This is a genomic window from Trinickia sp. (assembly GCF_051953955.1).
GTDB lineage: Bacteria > Pseudomonadota > Gammaproteobacteria > Burkholderiales > Burkholderiaceae > Trinickia.
Genome location: NZ_JBQCIF010000134.1, coordinates 1 through 18,547 on the forward strand (window position 1 = coordinate 1; position 18,547 = coordinate 18,547).

Below are 18,547 nucleotides of genomic sequence, written 5' to 3' on the forward strand. Positions count from 1 at the left end.
TTTTCGCCTAGCGCATACGGCACGAGCCAATCGAGGGCGAGGGCGAGCGTCGCGCCGTTCGCCGCGCGCTGCGTGAGCCAATTGCGGTTGTGACGGCGGGCCGCCAACGCCGCGACCACGAGCGGCTGCAAGTCGTACGTCACGTAATGCAGCGCATCGCGCTCGCCGAAATCGACCGTCGCGCCGTCCGGCGCCACGTTCGCGCCGATCTGCTCGACGAACAGCCGCTGTGCCGCGGCGATGAGCTTGCGATCGTCGAGCGTGAAAGCCGCCATTGCGATGAGCTTGATGCGATGGCTCTCCCAGTTGTTGCGATAGGAGCCGCTCAACGGCCGCGGCTGCGCGTCCACGCGTTCGACGTAGCCGCCCGCGAGCTTGGCGATGAATGCCCCTGCCGCGTTGCGTGTCTTCACAGGCAATGCGCTCGCGGTCAAATCGTAGGCGAGGATCATCGAATCGAAGTGCGTCTCGTCGATCGGATTGAAGCTCGGCTGATAGGTCGTGGCCCATGCGAGCAAGAAGCGGTCGACGAGCCGCAGATAGCGATCGTCGCCCGTCGCACGCCAAACGAGCGCCGCGTCGCGCATCAGTTCGAGGTCCTGCTCCGCCTCGACGCTTTGGTCGTAGATCCCTTCGTGCGGCAGCGTGCCTTCAGTATGCAGATGGGCGAGCGGCTTGGGCTGATCGCCCAGCCGCGCCGCCACGCGCTTGACGAGCGCCTGGACGGCGGGCGCCGCACTCGCGCGCTCGCTCGTCTGCATGGCCGGCGCCGCGCAGAAATTCATCGCCGCGCGCGCCTCGCTCGTCGCGGCGAGCAGACCCGCGCACGCGATCAGCCAGGCCACGAGCGAAGCGCCCGGACTCGCCCATTCGTTGATTCGCGCGCTCCTTGCCCACCGTTGCTCCGTGGGCAGGCACGCCCTCTCTCGCCCCATCGATCGCTCCTTCTTTGGCTATCATCCCCGCGAACCGGACCACCCGACGCACACTGCGTTCGTTGCTCAAAGGGCAGCGCGTCGAGAGTCTGAGATGGTAGCCCGTATTCGCGATGAATGATGCGAGACGCCCGCGTTTGCGGGGCATCTCGCGCCGGCCTCGCGTCGATCTTGCCTATCAGGCGTAATCCGCCACCGGCACGCAGGAGCAGAACAAGTTGCGATCGCCGTAGGCGTTGTCAGCGCGGCCGACCGGCGGCCAGTACTTGCGCGCGACGAGCGACGGCAGCGGATAGGCTGCGGTCTCGCGCGAGTACGCGTGCGGCCACTCGTTCGCCGCCACGACCGCAGCCGTATGCGGCGCATGCTTGAGCGGGTTGTCCTCGCGATCGGCCCGGCCTTCCTCGACGGCGCGGATCTCGTCGCGAATCGCGATCATCGCCTCGATGAAACGATCGAGCTCCTCTTTCGATTCCGACTCCGTCGGCTCGACCATCAGCGTGCCCGGCACCGGGAAGCTCATCGTCGGCGCGTGGAAGCCGTAATCGGCCAGGCGCTTGGCGACGTCGTCGACGGTGATCCCGCTCGCATCCTTGATCGGGCGCAGATCGAGAATGCACTCGTGCGCGACGAGCCCGCCGGGGCCCGAGTAGAGCACCGGATAGTGCGGCGCGAGCCGCTTGGCGACATAGTTCGCGTTGAGGATCGCCACCTCGGTGGCCGCCGTCAGATTCTTCGCGCCCATCATCGCGATGTACATCCACGAGATCGGCAGAATCGAGGCCGAGCCATACGGCGCGGCCGATACCGCGCCGATGCCGCTTTCCGCCCGCCGATAGCCCGACGACGTCTGGTTCGGCAGGAACTGCGCCAGATGCGGCCCGACGGCCACGGGGCCGACGCCCGGCCCGCCGCCGCCATGCGGAATGCAAAACGTCTTGTGCAGATTCAAGTGCGAAACGTCGCCGCCGAATTGCCCGGGCGCCGTGAGTCCGACCATCGCGTTCATGTTCGCGCCGTCGACATACACCTGGCCGCCGTGCGCATGCACGATCTCGCAGATCTCGCGCACGTTCTGCTCGAACACGCCGTGCGTCGACGGGTACGTGATCATGATCGCCGCGAGCTTGGCTGCATGCTCGCCGGCCTTCGCCTTCAAGTCTTCGATGTCGACGTTGCCCTGCTCGTCGCATGCCACCACCACGACTTTCATGCCAGCCATATGCGCCGACGCGGGATTCGTGCCGTGCGCCGAGGCCGGGATCAAGCAGACGTCGCGATGGCCTTCACCGCGCGACGCGTGATACGCGTGGATGATGAGCAGGCCAGCGTACTCGCCTTGCGAGCCGGCGTTCGGCTGCAGCGAAACGGCTGCGTAGCCCGTGGCGGCAACGAGCATCTGCTCGAGCTGGTCGATCATTTCGCGATAGCCGACCGTCTGCTCGGCCGGCGCGAACGGGTGAATCTGCGAGAACTCGGGCCAGGTAACGGGCAACATCTCCGAGGTCGCATTGAGCTTCATCGTGCACGAGCCGAGCGGAATCATCGAGCGGTCGAGCGCCAGATCCTTATCGGCGAGCCCGCGCAGATAGCGCAGCATTTCCGTTTCGGAATGATGGCGGTTGAAGACGTGGTGCGTCAGATAGGCGCTCGTGCGCACGAGCGAAGCGGGCAGTGCGGCCATGTCGCCGCCCTGGCCCTGCTCCTCGGCGCGCGTGAGCGCCGTGTCGAGCGCGTCGACGTGCGGCACGTCGATCGCACCGGCGGCGCTCGCCAACACCGACAGCAGATCGGCTAGATCGGCGCGCTTCGTCGTTTCGTCGATGGAGACACCAACGCGCGTATCGCTCACGCGGCGCAAGTTGATGCGCAGGCGCTTGGCCGCATCGTGGACGGCAGCCGTGCGCGAGCCCGTTTCTATCGTCAGCGTATCGAAGAACGTCTCGTTGACGACCGGGTAGCCGAGCTGCTTCGCGCCGGCCGCGAGCAGCGCAGCTACGCGATGCACGCGCTGAGCGATCGTCTTGAGCCCATTCGGCCCGTGATAGACGGCATACATGCTGGCCATGATCGCGAGCAGTGCCTGCGCCGTACAGACGTTGGAGGTGGCCTTCTCGCGGCGAATGTGCTGCTCGCGCGTTTGCAGCGCGAGGCGCAGCGCACTTTTGCCTTGCGCATCGACGGTCACGCCGACGAGCCGGCCCGGCATCTGGCGCTTGAATTCGTCGCGCACGGCCATGTACGCCGCATGCGGGCCGCCGAAGCCGACCGGCACGCCGAAGCGCTGAGACGTGCCCACGGCGACGTCTGCGCCCCACTCGCCCGGCGGCGTGAGCAGCGTGAGTGCGAGCAAATCGGCCGCGACGACGACATGGCCGCCCGCCGCATGCACGGCTTCGGTCAGCGCGCGATAGTCGCGCACGTCGCCGCCCGCGCCCGGGTATTGCAGCAGCACGCCGAACGCATTGGCGCCGGCGGCGGCATGCGCTGGGCCGACCTGCACCTCGATGCCGATCGGCTCCGCGCGCGTGCGCACGACTTCGATCGTCTGCGGCAGCACGTCGTCGGCCACGTAGAAGACGTTCGACTTCGACTTGCCGGCACGCTGCAGCAGCGTCATCGCTTCGGCCGCGGCCGTGGCTTCGTCGAGCAGCGACGCGTTCGAAATCTCCAGCCCGGTCAGATCGCCGATCATCTGCTGAAAATTCAGCAACGCTTCCAAGCGGCCTTGCGAGATTTCGGGCTGATACGGCGTATAAGCCGTGTACCAGGCCGGATTCTCGAGCACGTTGCGCAAGATCACGGCCGGCGTGTGCGTGTTGTAGTAGCCCTGCCCGATATAGGAGCGGAACACCTCGTTCTTGTCCGCGAGCGCGCGCAGGTGCGCGATCGCCTCCGCCTCGCTGCGCGGCTCGGCAAACGGGCCGAGCGGCAGCGGATCGGTGCGGCGGATCGCCTGCGGAATCACCGCATCGATCAGCGCGGCGCGCGACTCGAAACCGAGCACCTCGAGCATCTTGCGCTGGTCGGTGCCGTCCGGGCCGATGTGCCGCTCGGCGAAGGCGTCATGCACTTCGAGCGCGGCGAGCGAGAGAGGGGAGCGGTTCATCAGACGATCCGGGTGTTCGAGCTTCATAGTAGGGCAGCGAGTGGGCGCGGCGAGTTCCGCTCCGACAGCAGGCGAAACGCGCCACGCGGCAGAAAACGAAAGGGAATGATCAGCCGACGAGCTTTTGATAGCCGGCGGCGTCGAGCAGCTTGTCGACCGAGGCCGAATCCGCGAGCTTCACCTTGAACAGCCAGCTCGCGTAGGCGTCCTGGTTCACGGCGTCGGGCGTGTCGACGAGCGCTTCGTTGACGGCCACGACCTCGCCCGAGACGGGCGAGTAAATGTCGGAGGCTGCCTTCACCGATTCCACGACGCCGATCGAGTCGCCGGCCGTGATGGCCTTGCCGACCGCGGGCAGTTCGAGAAATACGATGTCGCCGAGCGTCTCTTGCGCGTGATCGGTGATGCCGACCGAGACCGTGCCGTCGGCTTCGGTTCTGACCCACTCATGTTCCTCGGTGTATTTCAGATCGGCCGGGACGTTACTCATGTGAAGCTCCTGGTGAAATAGGGAATGCGTTGAATTAATAACGTTGGGCCCGCGTTCGGGCCGGATAATCGCGCGCGGAGCCGGCCCCTTAGCCGACGAGCACCTTGCCGCCCCGCACGAACGGCAGTTTTACCACGCTTGCGGGGAGGGCTTTGTCGCGAATCCGCACTTGCACGATATCTCCGGGGCGCACGCCGGGCGGGACGCGCGCAAACGCGATCGATTCTTGCATCGTCGGCGAGAAGGTCCCGCTCGTGATTTCGCCGTCGCCATGGGCCGTCACGACTTTCTGATGCGCGCGCAGCACGCCGCCGGCTTTGCCGTTCTCCTTTTGCAGGATGAGGCCGACGAACGCTTGGCGCGAACCGTCGCGCTCGAGCGCCGCGCGGCCGACGAAGTTCCGGCCGGCGCTCAGATCCACGGTCCAGGCGAGGCCGGCGTCGAGCGGCGAGACCGCTTCGTCCATGTCCTGGCCGTATAGGTTCATGCCGGCTTCGAGCCGAAGCGTATCGCGCGCGCCAAGGCCGCACGGACGCACGCCCGCTGCTTGCAGCGCCTCCCAGAACGCGACGACGTGTGCGGCCGGCACGATGATTTCGAAGCCGTCCTCGCCCGTGTAGCCGGTGCGCGCGATCGTCAGCTCGCCATAGGGGGCAACGTTCGCGCGGGCGGCGTTGAACGGCTTCAGCAGTTCCGTCGCCTCGCGCGCGGCCGGCAGCACCTGCCAGACCTTCGCGCGCGCGTTCGGGCCTTGCACGGCCACGATCGCCAGATCGCGCCGCGGCGTGATGGCCAAGCCGAAATCGCGCTCGGCGTTCAGCCGGTTGAACCAGGCAATATCCTTGTCGGCCGTGCCGGCATTGACGACGACGCGAAAAAAGTCGTCGGAGAAAAAGTAGACGATCAGATCGTCGATGACGCCGCCGCTTTCGTCGAGCATGCACGAATAGAGTGCACGGCCCGGTGTGTTCAGCTTGCCGACGTTATTGGCGATCGCATATTCGAAGAACGCGCGGGCTTTGGGGCCGGCGAAATCGACCGCACACATGTGCGAGACGTCGAACATGCCCGCGTCGGTGCGCACGGCGTGGTGTTCGTCGATTTGCGAGCCGTAGTTGACAGGCATGTCCCAGCCGCCGAAATCGACCATGCGCGCATTGAGGGCACGGTGAGCGGCGTTCAGGGGGGTGTGTTTCAGTTCGGTCATTGGGGCCTCGGCGCGCAAAGGTTTCGCGAAAACGAAAAAGGGCCATGCTGCCGACGCGAGCAAGGCTATTGCCTGCTGCGAATGCGATGCATGACCCCTCTGTCCTCGGTACCTGAGAGATTGCGCCGGCGGGGACGAATACCGTTTCCGCCCGTTGCTGCGCGCGCCCCTTCGGTGGGCGGCTTGCTCGCGAGCGATGCGCCGATACCCCTACTGCCGGGCGGGCCGCTGCGAACTACCACCACTCTCCAGAGTCCGAAAAGCCAGTTTGTGCTGCTTTTCGACGCGGTCGGTCCTTTTGCCTGAGAGTTTATGGGTGTGCCCCTTCGGCGGCGCTGCCGGCGGGCCTGAAACCCTACCGCCAACGCACTCTCCCGACGCGTGCGCGAAATTTACGCGAGCGTAAGGGGGTTGTCAAATCGGGGTTGTCAAATCGGCGGATGCGCGCCCGGTACGAATTGAGCGTAAGCGCGTACAGCAGGCACGGCCAAGACGCGGTAACTTAGCAGCAATGAGGAGGAAAAGCTCATGTCGCCTTTGTCGAATCGCTTCTGTCCTAATGATCATGACATCCGCCTGCTCGCCGCGGGCCGTGTGACTTTCTCTTCGCCCGGCGCGCTCGAGCGCGCGCTGCCCACGCTGGTCGAGCGCGCCCGCGCCGTGCCGACCGGGACGCTTGCCGACGTGTTTCGCGACGTCGATGCCGACGCGCTGCTGTTCGTTGCGGCCTGGCGCGTGACGCGCTTCGAAGCGGCCGAGCGCACCGTCGTCGATGCCATCGCTCACGCCATCGAGCCCGTGCGCGCGGAGGCCGAGCCCGTGTGGGTCGACGTCGCGGTGCCCGCGGGCGCTTGGACCTCAGGGCGCAGCGGGCCCGGGGAATGTATCGTGCTCGTGCGCCAGCCGCTGGAACGACCGAGCGCGATCATCCAGACGAGCTGGGTCGATCAGGTTCTGCTCGCGCTCAATGGCGATGCGGAACCGCCTGACGGATTGATCTCGGCTAATTTTTTCGCGACGCATGACGAGGCCGCCGTGCTGAACTTCGCGCGCTGGAAGAGTCCCGAGGCGCATCGCGAGGCGCTCGCGCGTGGCCATTATGGGCAGCACGACAGCATCGGGAAATCGCCACTGTGGCAAGCCACGCGGGAACATCCGGGCATCAGCGCCGAGCATGAGGTTTGCCGGTATGAGCGGGCGTCGTGAGGCTCGATCCGCTCGCTCAGCCAACCACCGCGACGCGGTACTTCGTCACCTGCCGATACGGCTTGTCGGGGCGGGAAATCATATCTTCGCGATCGGCCATGTTGATCTGATTCGGGAACCCGCCCGCCTCGAGGCACAGTCCCGCATAGCGCGCATAGGCCACGCCGCCCCGTCCGCGCACGCCGTCGAGATAATTGCCCGTATACAGTTGCAAGCCGCGCTGATCGGTCGATACCGTCATCCCCCGTCCGCTCGCCGGGTCGTAGATCCGCGCCACGTCATACACGGGCCGCGCGCCGGCATCTCGCCGGCCTTCATTCGCCTGGCGCAGCACGTAGCAGTGATCGAAGCCGCGCGCGAGCGAAAGCTGTTCGTGCGGCCACTCGAGCCGCGCGCCGATGGGCGCCGCCTCCCGAAAGTCGAACGCATTGCCGACGACGGATGCTTCCCGAATCGGAATCAGCGTCGGATCGACTTCGAAGAACGCATCGGCATCGATCGAGAGCACATGGCCTTTAATGTCCGCACCGGGCTGAGCCGCCAGGTTGAAATACCCGTGGCTCGTCAGATTGAGCGGCGTCGGGGCATCGGTGCTCCCGCGATAATCGATCGTCAGCTCGCCCTCGTCGTCGAGCGTATAGCGCACTTCGACACTGACGTTGCCCGGAAACCCCGCGTCGCCTTCCTCGGAATCGACCGTCAGCACGAGCGCGCCATCATCCTCGCGTGCCTGCCAGATCGCACGGTGAAAACCCGTTGCCCCACCGTGCAGCGAATTGTCGCCCTCGTTGCGATCAACGGTGTAATCGATGCCGTCGAGCGTGAAGCGCCCGCCCGCGATGCGGTTCGCCCAGCGGCCGACGAGCGCGCCCATGTACGTCTTCGCTTCCCAGTAGTCGGCGGGCGTATCGTGCCCGAGCAGGATGTCGCCGAGCCGGCCCGCGCGATCGGGCGCGTGCCAGGAAACGAGCGTTGCGCCGAGTTCGCTCACGGACACTCGCATGCCGTGCGCGTTGCGCAGCGTGAACAGATGAACGGTGCGACCGCCGGGCAGCGTGCCCCACGGTTCGTGCGATAGCTTGGCGGTGCTGATCATATCGTCGTCAATGAATCGAAATAGGAAGTCGGGAATAGGGGAATTCAAATCGGAAATCGGGAAGCCGGAGGCACATTTTCAAGCCATGCCGCGCCCATCGCTACACCGCCTCGCCTGCGCTCTCGCGCGCCTGATATTCGCGCGGCGTGCAGCCGAGTTCGCGGCGAAACACCGCATGCAGATATTGCACCGACTTGAAGCCGCAGCGCACGGCTACTTCGGCGCTCGATACGTCGCGCTTGACGAGCAGCGCCTTCGCCGCGTCGAGCTTTTGCCGAAGGATCTCTTGATGCACGGTACAACTGAGCTCGCGCCGGAAATGCTCCTCGAGCGACGAGCGCGAGACACCGACATAATCGGCGACTTGCTCCGTTCGAATCCCTTGGCATGCGTACTGCCGGATGAAATGGCGGGCCCGTGCGACATACGGGCTCGCCAGCGGCTGGTGCTTCGTCGAATCGAGTACGTTGATGCCGACGGGCGGCACGAGAATTCGATGTCCCGGAAAGCGCGCGCCGTGCAGCATTTGATGGAGGACGTGCGCCGCCGTGCGGCCCATCTCCTCGGTGCCCTGAATCACGGAAGACAGCGGAATGCGCGTCAGCGTGCGCGTGAGCGGATCGTTGTCGATGCCGATGATCGCGACGTCCTCGGGCACGGGAATACCGGCAATCACGCACGCCTGCAGCAATTGCCGCGCGCGAGCATCGGTGACTGCGATGATGCCGACTGGCTTCGGCAGCGCATGGAGCCACTGCGTCAATTGCTCGATCGCTTGATTCCAGATCGGCGCGCTCGTCGACAGCCCGCGGTAAATCTCGGCGTCGAGCTGCTCGCGCGTGCGTCCGTCGGCTTGGCGCAAGCGCGCGAATGCCAGCTCCCGCTGCCGCGCCCAGCGATGCTCGTTCGATAGCGGCAGGCTGTATAGCGCGAAGTGCTGCAGCCCCGCGCCGATCAAATGCGTATAGGCGAGCGAGACGAGCTTGACGTTGTCGGTCGCGATATACGGCACGTTGTCCGGATAGTGGGACGGATCTTCGAACGAGGAGCCCACGGCCACCACGGGCAGCCGGCAATCGGCAAGCGCTTCGCAGACGGCCGGATCGTCGAAATCGGCAATGATGCCGTCGCCGTCGAAGCGTTCGATGCCGCCTAGACGGCAGCGAAAGTCTTCCTCGAGAAACAGGTTCCAACCCACGCGCGTCGAAAGCAAATACTGGCCCACGCCCGTGATGATTTCACGGTCGTAGACCTTGTTCGCGTTGAACAGCAACGCGATGCGATGCGCCTTTTGCGGCGCGGGAGCGCTCGCTTTCGCCTTCAAAGCGGCTCCGGGCCGACTCGCGCAGCCAGTAAAGCTTCGCGCATGGTGTCGTCTCCTAGTTCTGCTAAAGCGATCGCCGATCGATCTCGCTCATCGCTTGTTCTTCGTAGGTCCTTCATCCGGTCTTAGCCGGCGCTGACCGCGTTCGCCTGCCGCACCGGTTGCGCGCCGGCAGCCGCTTCCCGCCGTCTCCCGCGCCTTCCACGATTCTAGGCGCGAATGCCGAGCCTGCCGCGAACTTCGGCACGCGCCAGCAAGAAACGTTAATCGCGCTGTGCAATTTCGCAATTGTGGCCGAAGCGGCGCCGCTGCACCATGGCCGCACCCGATGACCGGCCGCTCCCACGGCCGGCGTCGCGTCGAGAACCGCATTGCTGGCGCGCGAGTCGCCGCGCGCACGCGCCGCTTACCCAATCGGCAAAGACAGGCGACGTTCCAACATATAAGACAGGAGTGGAGACATGGCATTCGCAAAGCGTCGTTCCATTTTAGGCTCGCTCATCGCCGGCGCCGTGCTCGCCGGCATCTCGCTTGCGGCGCCGCTCGCGCACGCGAGCAAGGACAAACCCGTCATCGGCTTTTGCATCGACGATCTGCGCGTCGAACGCTGGGCGCGCGATCGCGATTACTTCGTCGCCGCGGCGCAAAAGCTCGGCGCGACCGTTTCGGTGCAGTCGGCCGACGCCAGCGAAGAGCGTCAGATTTCGCAGATCGAAAACCTCATTTCGCGCGGCGTCGATGTGATCGTCATCGTGCCGTTCAATTCGAAGACGCTCGGCAACGTCGTTGCCGAAGCGAAGAAAGCCGGCATCAAAGTCATTTCCTATGACCGCCTGATTCTCGATGCCGACGTCGACGCCTACAACTCGTTCGACAACGAGAAGGTCGGCGAGCTGCAAGCGAAGGGCGTCTACGATGCGCAGCCGAAGGGCAACTACTTCCTGCTCGGCGGCGCACCGACGGACAACAACGCCAAAATGCTGCGCGAGGGCCAGCTGAAGGTGCTTCAGCCCGCGATCGACCGCGGCGACATCAAGGTCGTCGGCCAGCAGTGGGTGCCGGAATGGAGTGCCGCGACGGCGCTGCGCATCGTCGAAGACGCGCTCACGGCCAACAACAACAAGATCGATGCGATCGTCGCTTCGAACGACGGCACGGCCGGCGGCGCGATCCAAGCGCTCGCCGCGCAAAAGCTCGCCGGCAAGGTGCCCATCTCGGGCCAGGATGCGGACCTCGCCGCCGTGAAGCGCGTCATCGCCGGCACACAGACGATGACCGTCTACAAGCCGATCAAGCTCATTGCGAGCAATGCGGCCACGCTCGCCGTCGATCTCGCGAAAGGCATCAAGCCCGCGTACAACGCGCAATACGACAACGGCAAGAAGAAGGTCGATACGATCCTGCTGCAGCCGATCGTGCTGACGAAGAAGAACGTCGACGTCGTCGTCAAAGACGGCTTCTACACGCAAGCGCAGATCTCGAGCCAATAACGCCCGGAACCGAAGCGCGCGGCGCCCGCGCACGCGGGCGAGCCGCGCGCCCGGCGTATCGAACAAGGAACGAGACGCATGGCGCAAAACGAACCATTGCTGTCGCTTCAGGGCATCGTCAAGACGTTCTCGGGCGTCAAGGCGCTCGACGGCATCGATTTGTCGGTTCGCCCCGGCGAATGCCTAGGCCTGTGCGGCGAGAACGGCGCAGGCAAATCCACATTGATGAAAATCGTCTCGGGCGTCTATCCGCACGGCACCTGGGATGGCGAAATCCTCTGGGACGGCGCGCCCTTGCGCGCCTCGAACGTGCGCGACACCGAGCGCGCCGGCATCGTCATCATCCACCAGGAACTGATGCTCGTGCCCGAACTTTCGGTGGCCGAAAACATCTTCCTAGGCAACGAGATCACGCTGCCCGGCGGACGGATGAACTACGCGGCGATGCATCAGCGCGCCGACGCGCTGCTGCGCGAGCTCGGGATCGAAGGCATCAACGTCGCGCAGCCCGTCATGAATTTCGGCGGTGGTCATCGACAGTTGATCGAAATCGCCAAGGCGCTGAACAAGCAGGCGCGGCTCCTGATTCTGGACGAGCCGTCTTCCTCGCTGACGGCGGCCGAAACGCGAATCTTGCTCGATATCGTCCGCGATTTGAAGCGGCGCGGCGTCGCTTGCATCTACATCTCGCACAAGCTGGAAGAAGTCGAGGCCGTCTGCGATACGGTGACCGTGATCCGCGACGGCCGCCACGTCGAAACGGCGCCGCTCGCCGCCATGCCGCCGTCGCGCATCGTCGCGCTGATGGTCGGCCGCGAAATCACGAATCTCTTTCCGCGCGAGCCGCACGAAATCGGCGAGACCGTGCTCGAGGCGCGCAACGTCACCTGCTTCGACGTGACGAACCCGCGCCGCAAGCGCGTCGACGACATGTCGTTCAACGTTCGCCGCGGCGAGATTCTCGGTGTCGCCGGGCTAGTCGGCTCGGGCCGCACCGAATTGATGCAAGCGGTCTTCGGCGCGTATCCGGGCACGTATCGCGCGTCGGTTGCCGTCGAAGGCCGCGCCATCGCCGTGCGCACGCCCGGCGACGCGATTCGCGCCGGCATCGGCATGGTGCCGGAAGACCGCAAGGCGCACGGCATCGTCCCGGACCTCGGCGTCGGCCACAACATCACGCTTGCCGTGTTGCGGCGCTTCGTCAAGCACGGCGCCATCGACGCCGCCGCCGAGCTCGACACGATTCACAAGTCGATGAAGCAGCTTTCGGTGCGCGCGGCGCATCCGTTCCTGTCGATCGCGAACCTATCGGGCGGCAATCAGCAAAAGGCCGTGCTCACGCGCGTGCTGCTGACCGAGCCGAAGGTGCTGATTCTCGACGAGCCCACGCGCGGCGTCGACGTCGGCGCGAAGTACGAGATCTACAAGCTCGTCTTCGCACTCGCCAAGCAAGGGATGGCGATCATCGTCGTTTCTTCCGAGCTGCCCGAGGTGCTCGGCTTGTCCGACCGCGTCCTCGTCATGGGCGAGGGCGAGCTGCGCGGCGATTTCGCCAACGACGGCCTCACGCAAGAGGCCATTCTCACGGCCGCCATCGAGCCCGCTCGCCGGGCCGCGGCCGCTTCACCCAACGAGACCGCACCCGCATGACACCGGACCTCTCCTCCGCCCGCCCGGGAAGCAGCGCCGCGCCGGCCGGCGCCGACCGCATCCGCCAATGGTTCGCGCGCTACAAGATTCTCGCGCTGCTCATCGCCGTCGCGCTGATTTGGCTGTTCTTCACGGTGCTGACGCACGGCGCGTTCGCCACGCCGCGCAACCTGTCGAACCTGCTGCGGCAAATGGCCATCAGCGGCATGCTCGCCTGCGGCATGGTCTTCGTCATCATCGCCGGCGAAATCGACTTGTCGGTCGGCTCGCTGCTGGGGCTGCTCGGCGGGATCGCCGCGATCCTCGACGCCAATCGCCACTGGCCGATCGAAGCCACGATCCCCGTCGTGCTCGCACTCGGCATCGTTGCCGGTCTGTTCAACGGCTGGCTCTCGACCTACCGGCGCGTGCCGTCGTTCATCGTCGGTCTCGGCGGCATGCTCGCCTATCGCGGCATCTTGCTCGGCATCACGGGCGGCTCGACGATCGCGCCCGTGTCGGACCGCTTCGTCTTCCTCGGGCAAGGCTATCTGCCGCGCCTGGCCGGCGACACGCTCGCCCTGCTGCTGTTCGCCGTGCTGGCGTTCGTGACGGTGCGTGCCCGCGGCAACCGCCGCCGCTACGAGCTGCCCGTGCCGCCGCTGTGGCAAGACGCCGTGAAGATCGTCGGGGCCGGCGCCGTGATCTTCGCCTTCATGGCGACGCTGAACGACTACGGCGGCATTCCCGTACCCGTGCTGCTCGTGCTGCTGATGCTCGGCATCTTCACGTGGATTGCCACGCAAACCGTGTTCGGCCGCCGCATCTATTCGGTCGGCTCGAATCTCGAGGCCACGCGCTTGTCCGGCGTCGACACGAACCGCGTCAAGCTCGCGATCTTCGCGCTCATGGGCCTCATGTGCGCGTTCGCGGGCGTCGTCAATACGGCGCGGCTCGCGGCCGGCTCGCCATCGGCCGGCAACATGGGCGAGCTCGATGCGATCGCGGCCTGCTTCATCGGCGGCACGTCGATGCGCGGCGGCTCCGGCACCGTCTATGGCGCGCTGATCGGCGCGCTCGTCATGGCCAGTCTCGACAACGGCATGTCGATGCTCGACGTCGATGCCTACTGGCAGATGATCGCGAAAGGCGCGATCCTAGTGATTGCCGTTTGGATCGACGTCGTTTCGCGCACGAATCGGCGCTGAAAGGCAGCGCAATCCCGGCCTGTTGCACCGCAGCACCGAATCGGGCGCTGCGCGCGGGCTGCATTTTCTTCAAACGTGGAATTTCGCCATGTCGTACGCCATTTATCCGAGCTTGGTCGACCAGACCGTCGTCGTCACGGGAGGCGGCAGCGGCATCGGCGCCGCGATCGTCGAAGCGTTCGCCGCGCAAGGCGCGCGCGTCTTTTTCCTCGATATCGCCGAAGCCGATTCGCAGGCGCTCGTCGAGCAGCTGCGAGGCAGCAAGCATCCGCCCGTCTTTCATCGCTGCGACCTGCGCGATATCGAGGCGATCGGGCGCATTTTCGACGCTATCGTCGCCGAAGCGGGGCCGATCGGCGTGCTCGTCAACAACGCGGCGAACGACGATCGCCATACGATCGGCTCGGTGACGCCCGCCTACTGGGACGAGCGCATCGCCGTCAACTTGCGGCACCAATTTTTCTGCGCGCAATATGCGGCTTCCGGCATGAAGACTGCGCGCAAAGGGGTGATTCTGAACTTCGGCTCGATTTCGTGGCACAGCGCGCTGCCGAACCTTTCGATCTACATGACGGCGAAGGCCGGCATCGAGGGGCTCACGCGCGGGCTGGCCCGCGACCTCGGCGGCTACGGCATCCGCGTCAACGCGATCGTCCCGGGCGCCGTGCGCACGCCGAGGCAGATGAAACTGTGGCAATCGCCCGAAAGCGAGGCGAAGCTCGTCGCCGATCAATGCCTACCCGAGCGGGTCGAGCCCGAGCACGTCGCGCGCATGGTCTTGTTTCTTGCATCGGACGACGGTTCGCGGTGCTCGGGACGCGAGTACTTCGTCGATGCGGGATGGTATGGAGCCTCTTCATGATTTCCCCCGAATGCATCTGGCCCTTGGGCGCCGAACTCGGCGAAGGGCCCGTGTGGAGCAAAACCGATAAAGCCGTCTATTTCGTCGACATCAAGCGCAAGCACATCCACCGTTACGCGACCGACTCGCGCGAGACGATGACCTGGCCCGCCCCGAGCGGGCCCGGGTTCATCATCCCCGCGTCCGACGGCCGGTTCGTCTGCGGGCTGCGCAAGGGACTCTATCGATTCGACGCCCGCACGGGCACCTTCGACAAACTGGCAGACGTCGAGCAAGATCGCGCCAGCAACCGCTTGAACGATGGTTTTGCCGACCCGCAAGGCTACTTGTGGTTCGGAACGATGGACGACGACGAGAACGAGCCGACCGGCGCGCTCTACCGCGTGGGCGACGACGGCAAGATCGCGCTCTGCGACGACGGCTACGACATCGCCAACGGCCCGGCGATGAGCCCCGATCGGCGCACGCTCTACCACACCGATACGCGCGGCCGGACGATCTACGCATCCGACGTCGCCGACGATGGCACACTGTCGAACAAGCGAGCCTTCATCAAAGTCCAAGGCTCGGCGTTCCCCGACGGCATGGCGGTCGATGCCGAAGGGTGCCTGTGGGTGGCCCTTTATACGGGCGGATGCATCGAACGCTATTCGCCGGACGGCAAGCAGATCGACACGGTCGCCTTCCCTTGCTCGAACGTCACGAAGCTCGTGTTCGGCGGCGACGACTTGCGCACTGCCTACGTGACGACTGCGCTCAAGGGATTGAGCGAGGCCAAGCGCGAGCGCGAAACGCTGGCGGGCGGCTTGTTCGCCTTCCGCTCGCCGGTGCCGGGCCTGCCCCAAAACGTGTTGACGCGCGGCCTCGTGCACGCGCGCTGATCAGGAGAACGAAAGAGCCATGTCGACGAAGCCCCCGCGCAGGCTGCGCAGCCAAAACTGGTTCGACGATCCGAGCCACGCCGACATGACGGCGCTCTACGTCGAACGCTTCATGAACTATGGCCTCACGCGCGAGGAGCTGCAGTCGGGCCGGCCGATCATCGGGATTGCGCAGACTGGCAGCGATCTTGCCCCCTGCAATCGCCATCACATCGAGCTGGCCGCGCGCACGAAGGCCGGAATCCGCGACGCGGGCGGCATTCCGATGGAGTTTCCGGTTCATCCGCTCGCCGAGCAAAGCCGGCGGCCCACGGCGGCGCTCGATCGCAATCTCGCCTACCTGGGGCTCGTGGAAATCCTGCACGGCTATCCGCTCGACGGCGTCGTGCTGACGACGGGCTGCGACAAGACGACGCCGGCTTGCCTCATGGCCGCGGCCACCGTCGACCTACCGGCCATCGTGCTCTCGGGCGGCCCGATGCTCGACGGCTGGTTCGAGGGCAAGCGCGTGGGGTCCGGCACCGTCATCTGGCACGCGCGCAACCTGCTCGCGGCCGGCGAGATCGACTACGAAGGCTTCATGCAGCTCACGGCGGCTGCCTCGCCGTCGATCGGTCATTGCAATACGATGGGCACGGCGCTCTCGATGAACAGTCTGGCCGAGGCGCTCGGCATGTCGCTGCCGGGCTGCGCCTCGATTCCGGCGGCCTATCGCGAGCGCGGGCAGATGGCCTACGTGACGGGCAAACGCATCGTCGAGCTCGTGCGCGACGACATCCGGCCCTCGCAGATTCTGACGCGCGAGGCGTTCGAAAATGCGATCGTCGTAGCGTCAGCACTCGGCGCATCGACGAACTGCCCCCCGCATTTGATTGCCATCGCACGTCATATCGGCGTCGAACTGTCGCTCGACGATTGGCAACGCCTTGGCGCCGACGTTCCGCTCTTGGCGAACTGCATGCCGGCCGGCGAGTATCTCGGCGAGGGCTTCCATCGGGCGGGCGGCGTACCGGCCGTCCTGCGGCAGCTTACGCAAGCGGGCCTGCTGCACGGCGAATGCTCGACCGTGTCGGGGCGCACGATCGCGGAGATTGCCGCGCAGGCGCCCGATGCCGATGGTGAGGTCATTCGTTCGTACGCCGAGCCGTTGAAGCACGGCGCGGGGTTCATCGTCCTGTCGGGCAACTTCTTCGACAGCGCGATCATGAAAATGTCGGTGGTCGGCGAAGCGTTCCGGCGTGCGTACCTGAGTGAGCCGGGGGCCGAGAACGCGTTCGAGGCGCGCGCCGTCGTCTTCGACGGCCCGGAAGATTATCGGGCACGCATCGACGATCCCGCGCTGCGGATCGACGAACGCTGCATTTTGGTCATGCGCGGCTGCGGCACGCTCGGCTACCCGGGCAGCGCCGAGGTCGTCAACATGGCACCGCCGGCCGCGCTCGTGAAGCGCGGCGTGACGTCGCTGCCCTGCATGGGCGACGGGCGGCAAAGCGGGACCTCGGCCAGCCCGTCGATTCTGAACATGTCGCCTGAATCGGCGGCCGGCGGCGGCCTCGCGCTCATGCGCACCGGCGATCGCGTGCGCGTCGATCTGAACGCGCGGCGCGTCGAATTGCTCGTCGACGAAGCCGAGCTGGCCCGGCGCCGCGAAGAATCGATACCGAGCGTGCCGGCCTCGCAAACGCCTTGGCAGGAAATCTACCGGCAATTCGTCGGGCAGCTTTCCACCGGGGGCTGCCTCGAGCCCGCCACGCTTTATTTGAAAGTGATCGAGACGCGCGGCGATCCGCGCCATTCGCACTGATCCGATCCCGTTGCGATCCGATTGATGCAACCGTTCCATTCAACGCAAAACCTGACCGACATGTCCATCGATCCCGCCTCCTGCCTGCCTTCGGACCTCGACCATGCGCTGCTCGTCGGCCGCGTGTGGCGCGGCGCGCCCATCGACGGCCCGTCGGTCGTCGTCGTCCGTCATGGCGAAGTATTCGACATCACGGCCAGCGCGCCGACGACGAGCGACTTGTTTGACCGCAGCGACGTAGCCGCTTTCGCGCGTTCGGCACCCGGAGAATCGCTCGGCTCGGTGCACGAGCTCTTGCGCGCGAGCGCCGGCGCCGGCGTGCGCGGCGCCGCTCAGCCGCAATCCGACGCTGCTTTCCGTCTCCTCGCTCCGTGCGACGTTCAAGCCATCAAGGCTTGCGGCGTGACGTTCGCGGTCAGCCTGCTCGAACGCGTGATCGAAGAGCAAGCCGGCGGCGACCCGGGCCGCGCGGCCGAGATCCGCGACTCGCTGCATACGCTGATCGGCACCGATCTCGCGAAGATTCAGCCCGGTTCGGCGGCCGCCATGCGCTTGAAGGACGAGCTCAAACGCCGCGGCGCCTGGTCGCAATACATGGAGGTCGGCATCGGCGAGGATGCCGAAGTCTTTACGAAATCGCAGCCGATGTCGGCCGTCGGATTCGGCGCCGAAGTCGGGCTCTATCCGACTTCCGCTTGGAACAATCCCGAGCCCGAGATCGTGCTCGCCGTCAACGCGGGAGGCCAGATCGTCGGCGCGACGCTCGGCAACGACGTCAATCTGCGCGATATCGAAGGACGCTCGGCGCTGTTGCTCGGCAAGGCGAAGGACAACAACGGCTCGTGTGCGATCGGCCCGTTCGTTCGCCTCTTCGACGAGCGATTCACGCTCGACACGATCCGCGAGGCGAGCGTGTCGCTGCTGATCACGGGCGAAGACGGCTTCGTGCTCGAAGGCGTGAGCCACATGCGCGAGATCAGCCGCGATCCGCTCGATCTCGTCGCACAAACGCGCGGCGCGCATCACCAGTACCCCGACGGGTTCATGCTTTTCCTCGGCACGATGTTCTCGCCGATCAAGGACCGCGATGCGGCCGGCGGCGGCTTTACGCATCATCTCGGCGACGTCGTGACGATCTCGACGCCGGCTCTCGGCGCGCTCGTCAACACCGTGCGGCTGTCGACCGATATCGCGCCTTGGGACTTCGGCGTGCGAGCGTTGTATCGGAACTTGGCGACGCGCGGCGTGATTTAGCGCCTGACTGATACATTTCGATGGCGGCTGGCCGGCCGCCCAAAGCTCCCCC

The 18,547-nt window shown here is 65.7% G+C and carries 14 protein-coding genes and 2 riboswitches; of the genes, 8 read left to right on the forward strand and 6 right to left on the reverse strand.

Features of this window, described 5'->3' with window-relative positions; translation table 11 throughout:
- From ACTHNZ_RS25075 to gcvT, 4 genes are all read right to left on the reverse strand, one after another.
- Positions 1–935: alginate lyase family protein (locus tag ACTHNZ_RS25075; protein WP_440545296.1), on the reverse strand; the 935-nt coding region annotated here is incomplete at its 3' end.
- 178 nt (positions 936–1,113) lie between these two features.
- Positions 1,114–4,071 (reverse strand): aminomethyl-transferring glycine dehydrogenase, encoded by a 2,958-nt coding sequence (gcvP, locus tag ACTHNZ_RS25080; protein WP_440545297.1) that lies wholly within the window; start codon positions 4,069–4,071, stop codon positions 1,114–1,116.
- Positions 4,072–4,153: 82 nt separating this feature from the next.
- Positions 4,154–4,534: a glycine cleavage system protein GcvH gene (gene gcvH, locus ACTHNZ_RS25085; RefSeq protein WP_440545298.1), complete on the reverse strand. Its 381-nt coding sequence runs from the start codon at positions 4,532–4,534 to the stop codon at positions 4,154–4,156.
- Between the two features lie 88 nt (positions 4,535–4,622).
- Positions 4,623–5,741 carry a glycine cleavage system aminomethyltransferase GcvT gene (gene gcvT, locus ACTHNZ_RS25090; protein WP_440545299.1) on the reverse strand — a complete coding sequence of 373 codons (1,119 nt, stop codon included), beginning with the start codon at positions 5,739–5,741 and terminating at the stop codon, positions 4,623–4,625.
- 89 nt (positions 5,742–5,830) lie between these two features.
- Positions 5,831–6,003: riboswitch (glycine riboswitch) on the reverse strand.
- Positions 6,004–6,020: 17 nt separating this feature from the next.
- A riboswitch (glycine riboswitch) is annotated at positions 6,021–6,128 on the reverse strand.
- A gap of 141 nt (positions 6,129–6,269) precedes the next feature.
- Here gcvT and ACTHNZ_RS25095 point away from each other — a divergent pair.
- Positions 6,270–6,947, forward strand: coding sequence for a hypothetical protein (locus ACTHNZ_RS25095; RefSeq protein WP_440545300.1), 678 nt, complete (start codon positions 6,270–6,272; stop codon positions 6,945–6,947).
- Between the two features lie 16 nt (positions 6,948–6,963).
- Here ACTHNZ_RS25095 and ACTHNZ_RS25100 read toward each other — a convergent pair whose 3' ends face one another.
- Both ACTHNZ_RS25100 and ACTHNZ_RS25105 read right to left on the reverse strand, forming a co-directional pair.
- Positions 6,964–8,043 (reverse strand): aldose epimerase family protein, encoded by a 1,080-nt coding sequence (locus ACTHNZ_RS25100; RefSeq protein WP_440545301.1) that lies wholly within the window; start codon positions 8,041–8,043, stop codon positions 6,964–6,966.
- A 100-nt stretch (positions 8,044–8,143) separates the two neighbouring features.
- Positions 8,144–9,367 (reverse strand): XylR family transcriptional regulator, encoded by a 1,224-nt coding sequence (locus ACTHNZ_RS25105; protein ID WP_440545302.1) that lies wholly within the window; start codon positions 9,365–9,367, stop codon positions 8,144–8,146.
- 461 nt (positions 9,368–9,828) lie between these two features.
- Here ACTHNZ_RS25105 and xylF point away from each other — a divergent pair, with 461 nt between their 5' ends.
- From xylF to ACTHNZ_RS25140, 7 genes are all read left to right on the forward strand, one after another.
- Positions 9,829–10,857 (forward strand): D-xylose ABC transporter substrate-binding protein, encoded by a 1,029-nt coding sequence (gene xylF, locus ACTHNZ_RS25110; protein WP_440545303.1) that lies wholly within the window; start codon positions 9,829–9,831, stop codon positions 10,855–10,857.
- Between the two features lie 78 nt (positions 10,858–10,935).
- Positions 10,936–12,507, forward strand: coding sequence for a D-xylose ABC transporter ATP-binding protein (xylG, locus tag ACTHNZ_RS25115; RefSeq protein ID WP_440545304.1), 1,572 nt, complete (start codon positions 10,936–10,938; stop codon positions 12,505–12,507).
- On the forward strand, positions 12,504–13,694 hold the full coding sequence (locus ACTHNZ_RS25120; protein WP_440545305.1) for a sugar ABC transporter permease: 1,191 nt from the start codon (positions 12,504–12,506) through the stop codon (positions 13,692–13,694). Before xylG ends, ACTHNZ_RS25120 begins: the two co-directional genes overlap by 4 nt.
- Positions 13,695–13,782: 88 nt before the next feature.
- Positions 13,783–14,556, forward strand: coding sequence for an SDR family NAD(P)-dependent oxidoreductase (locus tag ACTHNZ_RS25125; RefSeq protein WP_440545306.1), 774 nt, complete (start codon positions 13,783–13,785; stop codon positions 14,554–14,556).
- Positions 14,553–15,437: an SMP-30/gluconolactonase/LRE family protein gene (locus tag ACTHNZ_RS25130; protein ID WP_440545307.1), complete on the forward strand. Its 885-nt coding sequence runs from the start codon at positions 14,553–14,555 to the stop codon at positions 15,435–15,437. Before ACTHNZ_RS25125 ends, ACTHNZ_RS25130 begins: the two co-directional genes overlap by 4 nt.
- Positions 15,438–15,456: 19 nt before the next feature.
- Positions 15,457–17,241, forward strand: a complete 1,785-nt coding sequence (locus ACTHNZ_RS25135) for an IlvD/Edd family dehydratase (protein ID WP_440545308.1) — start codon at positions 15,457–15,459, stop codon at positions 17,239–17,241.
- Positions 17,242–17,301: 60 nt separating this feature from the next.
- Entirely contained in the window at positions 17,302–18,495 is a 1,194-nt protein-coding gene (locus ACTHNZ_RS25140; RefSeq protein WP_440545309.1) for a fumarylacetoacetate hydrolase family protein, read from the forward strand.
- Positions 18,496–18,547 lie beyond the last annotated feature (52 nt).

What these genes read in the sequence shown, in the direction of transcription:
- gcvP (WP_440545297.1), bottom strand. Translation starts at nt 4,071, where the DNA reads ATGAAGCTCGAACACCCGGATCGTCTGATGAACCGCTCCCCTCTCTCG.
- xylF (WP_440545303.1), top strand. Translation starts at nt 9,829, where the DNA reads ATGGCATTCGCAAAGCGTCGTTCCATTTTAGGCTCGCTCATCGCCGGC.
- ACTHNZ_RS25095 (WP_440545300.1), top strand. Translation starts at nt 6,270, where the DNA reads ATGTCGCCTTTGTCGAATCGCTTCTGTCCTAATGATCATGACATCCGC.
- gcvT (WP_440545299.1), bottom strand. Translation starts at nt 5,741, where the DNA reads ATGACCGAACTGAAACACACCCCCCTGAACGCCGCTCACCGTGCCCTC.
- ACTHNZ_RS25130 (WP_440545307.1), top strand. Translation starts at nt 14,553, where the DNA reads ATGATTTCCCCCGAATGCATCTGGCCCTTGGGCGCCGAACTCGGCGAA.
- xylG (WP_440545304.1), top strand. Translation starts at nt 10,936, where the DNA reads ATGGCGCAAAACGAACCATTGCTGTCGCTTCAGGGCATCGTCAAGACG.
- gcvH (WP_440545298.1), bottom strand. Translation starts at nt 4,534, where the DNA reads ATGAGTAACGTCCCGGCCGATCTGAAATACACCGAGGAACATGAGTGG.
- ACTHNZ_RS25140 (WP_440545309.1), top strand. Translation starts at nt 17,302, where the DNA reads ATGTCCATCGATCCCGCCTCCTGCCTGCCTTCGGACCTCGACCATGCG.
- ACTHNZ_RS25125 (WP_440545306.1), top strand. Translation starts at nt 13,783, where the DNA reads ATGTCGTACGCCATTTATCCGAGCTTGGTCGACCAGACCGTCGTCGTC.
- ACTHNZ_RS25120 (WP_440545305.1), top strand. Translation starts at nt 12,504, where the DNA reads ATGACACCGGACCTCTCCTCCGCCCGCCCGGGAAGCAGCGCCGCGCCG.
- ACTHNZ_RS25100 (WP_440545301.1), bottom strand. Translation starts at nt 8,043, where the DNA reads ATGATCAGCACCGCCAAGCTATCGCACGAACCGTGGGGCACGCTGCCC.
- ACTHNZ_RS25135 (WP_440545308.1), top strand. Translation starts at nt 15,457, where the DNA reads ATGTCGACGAAGCCCCCGCGCAGGCTGCGCAGCCAAAACTGGTTCGAC.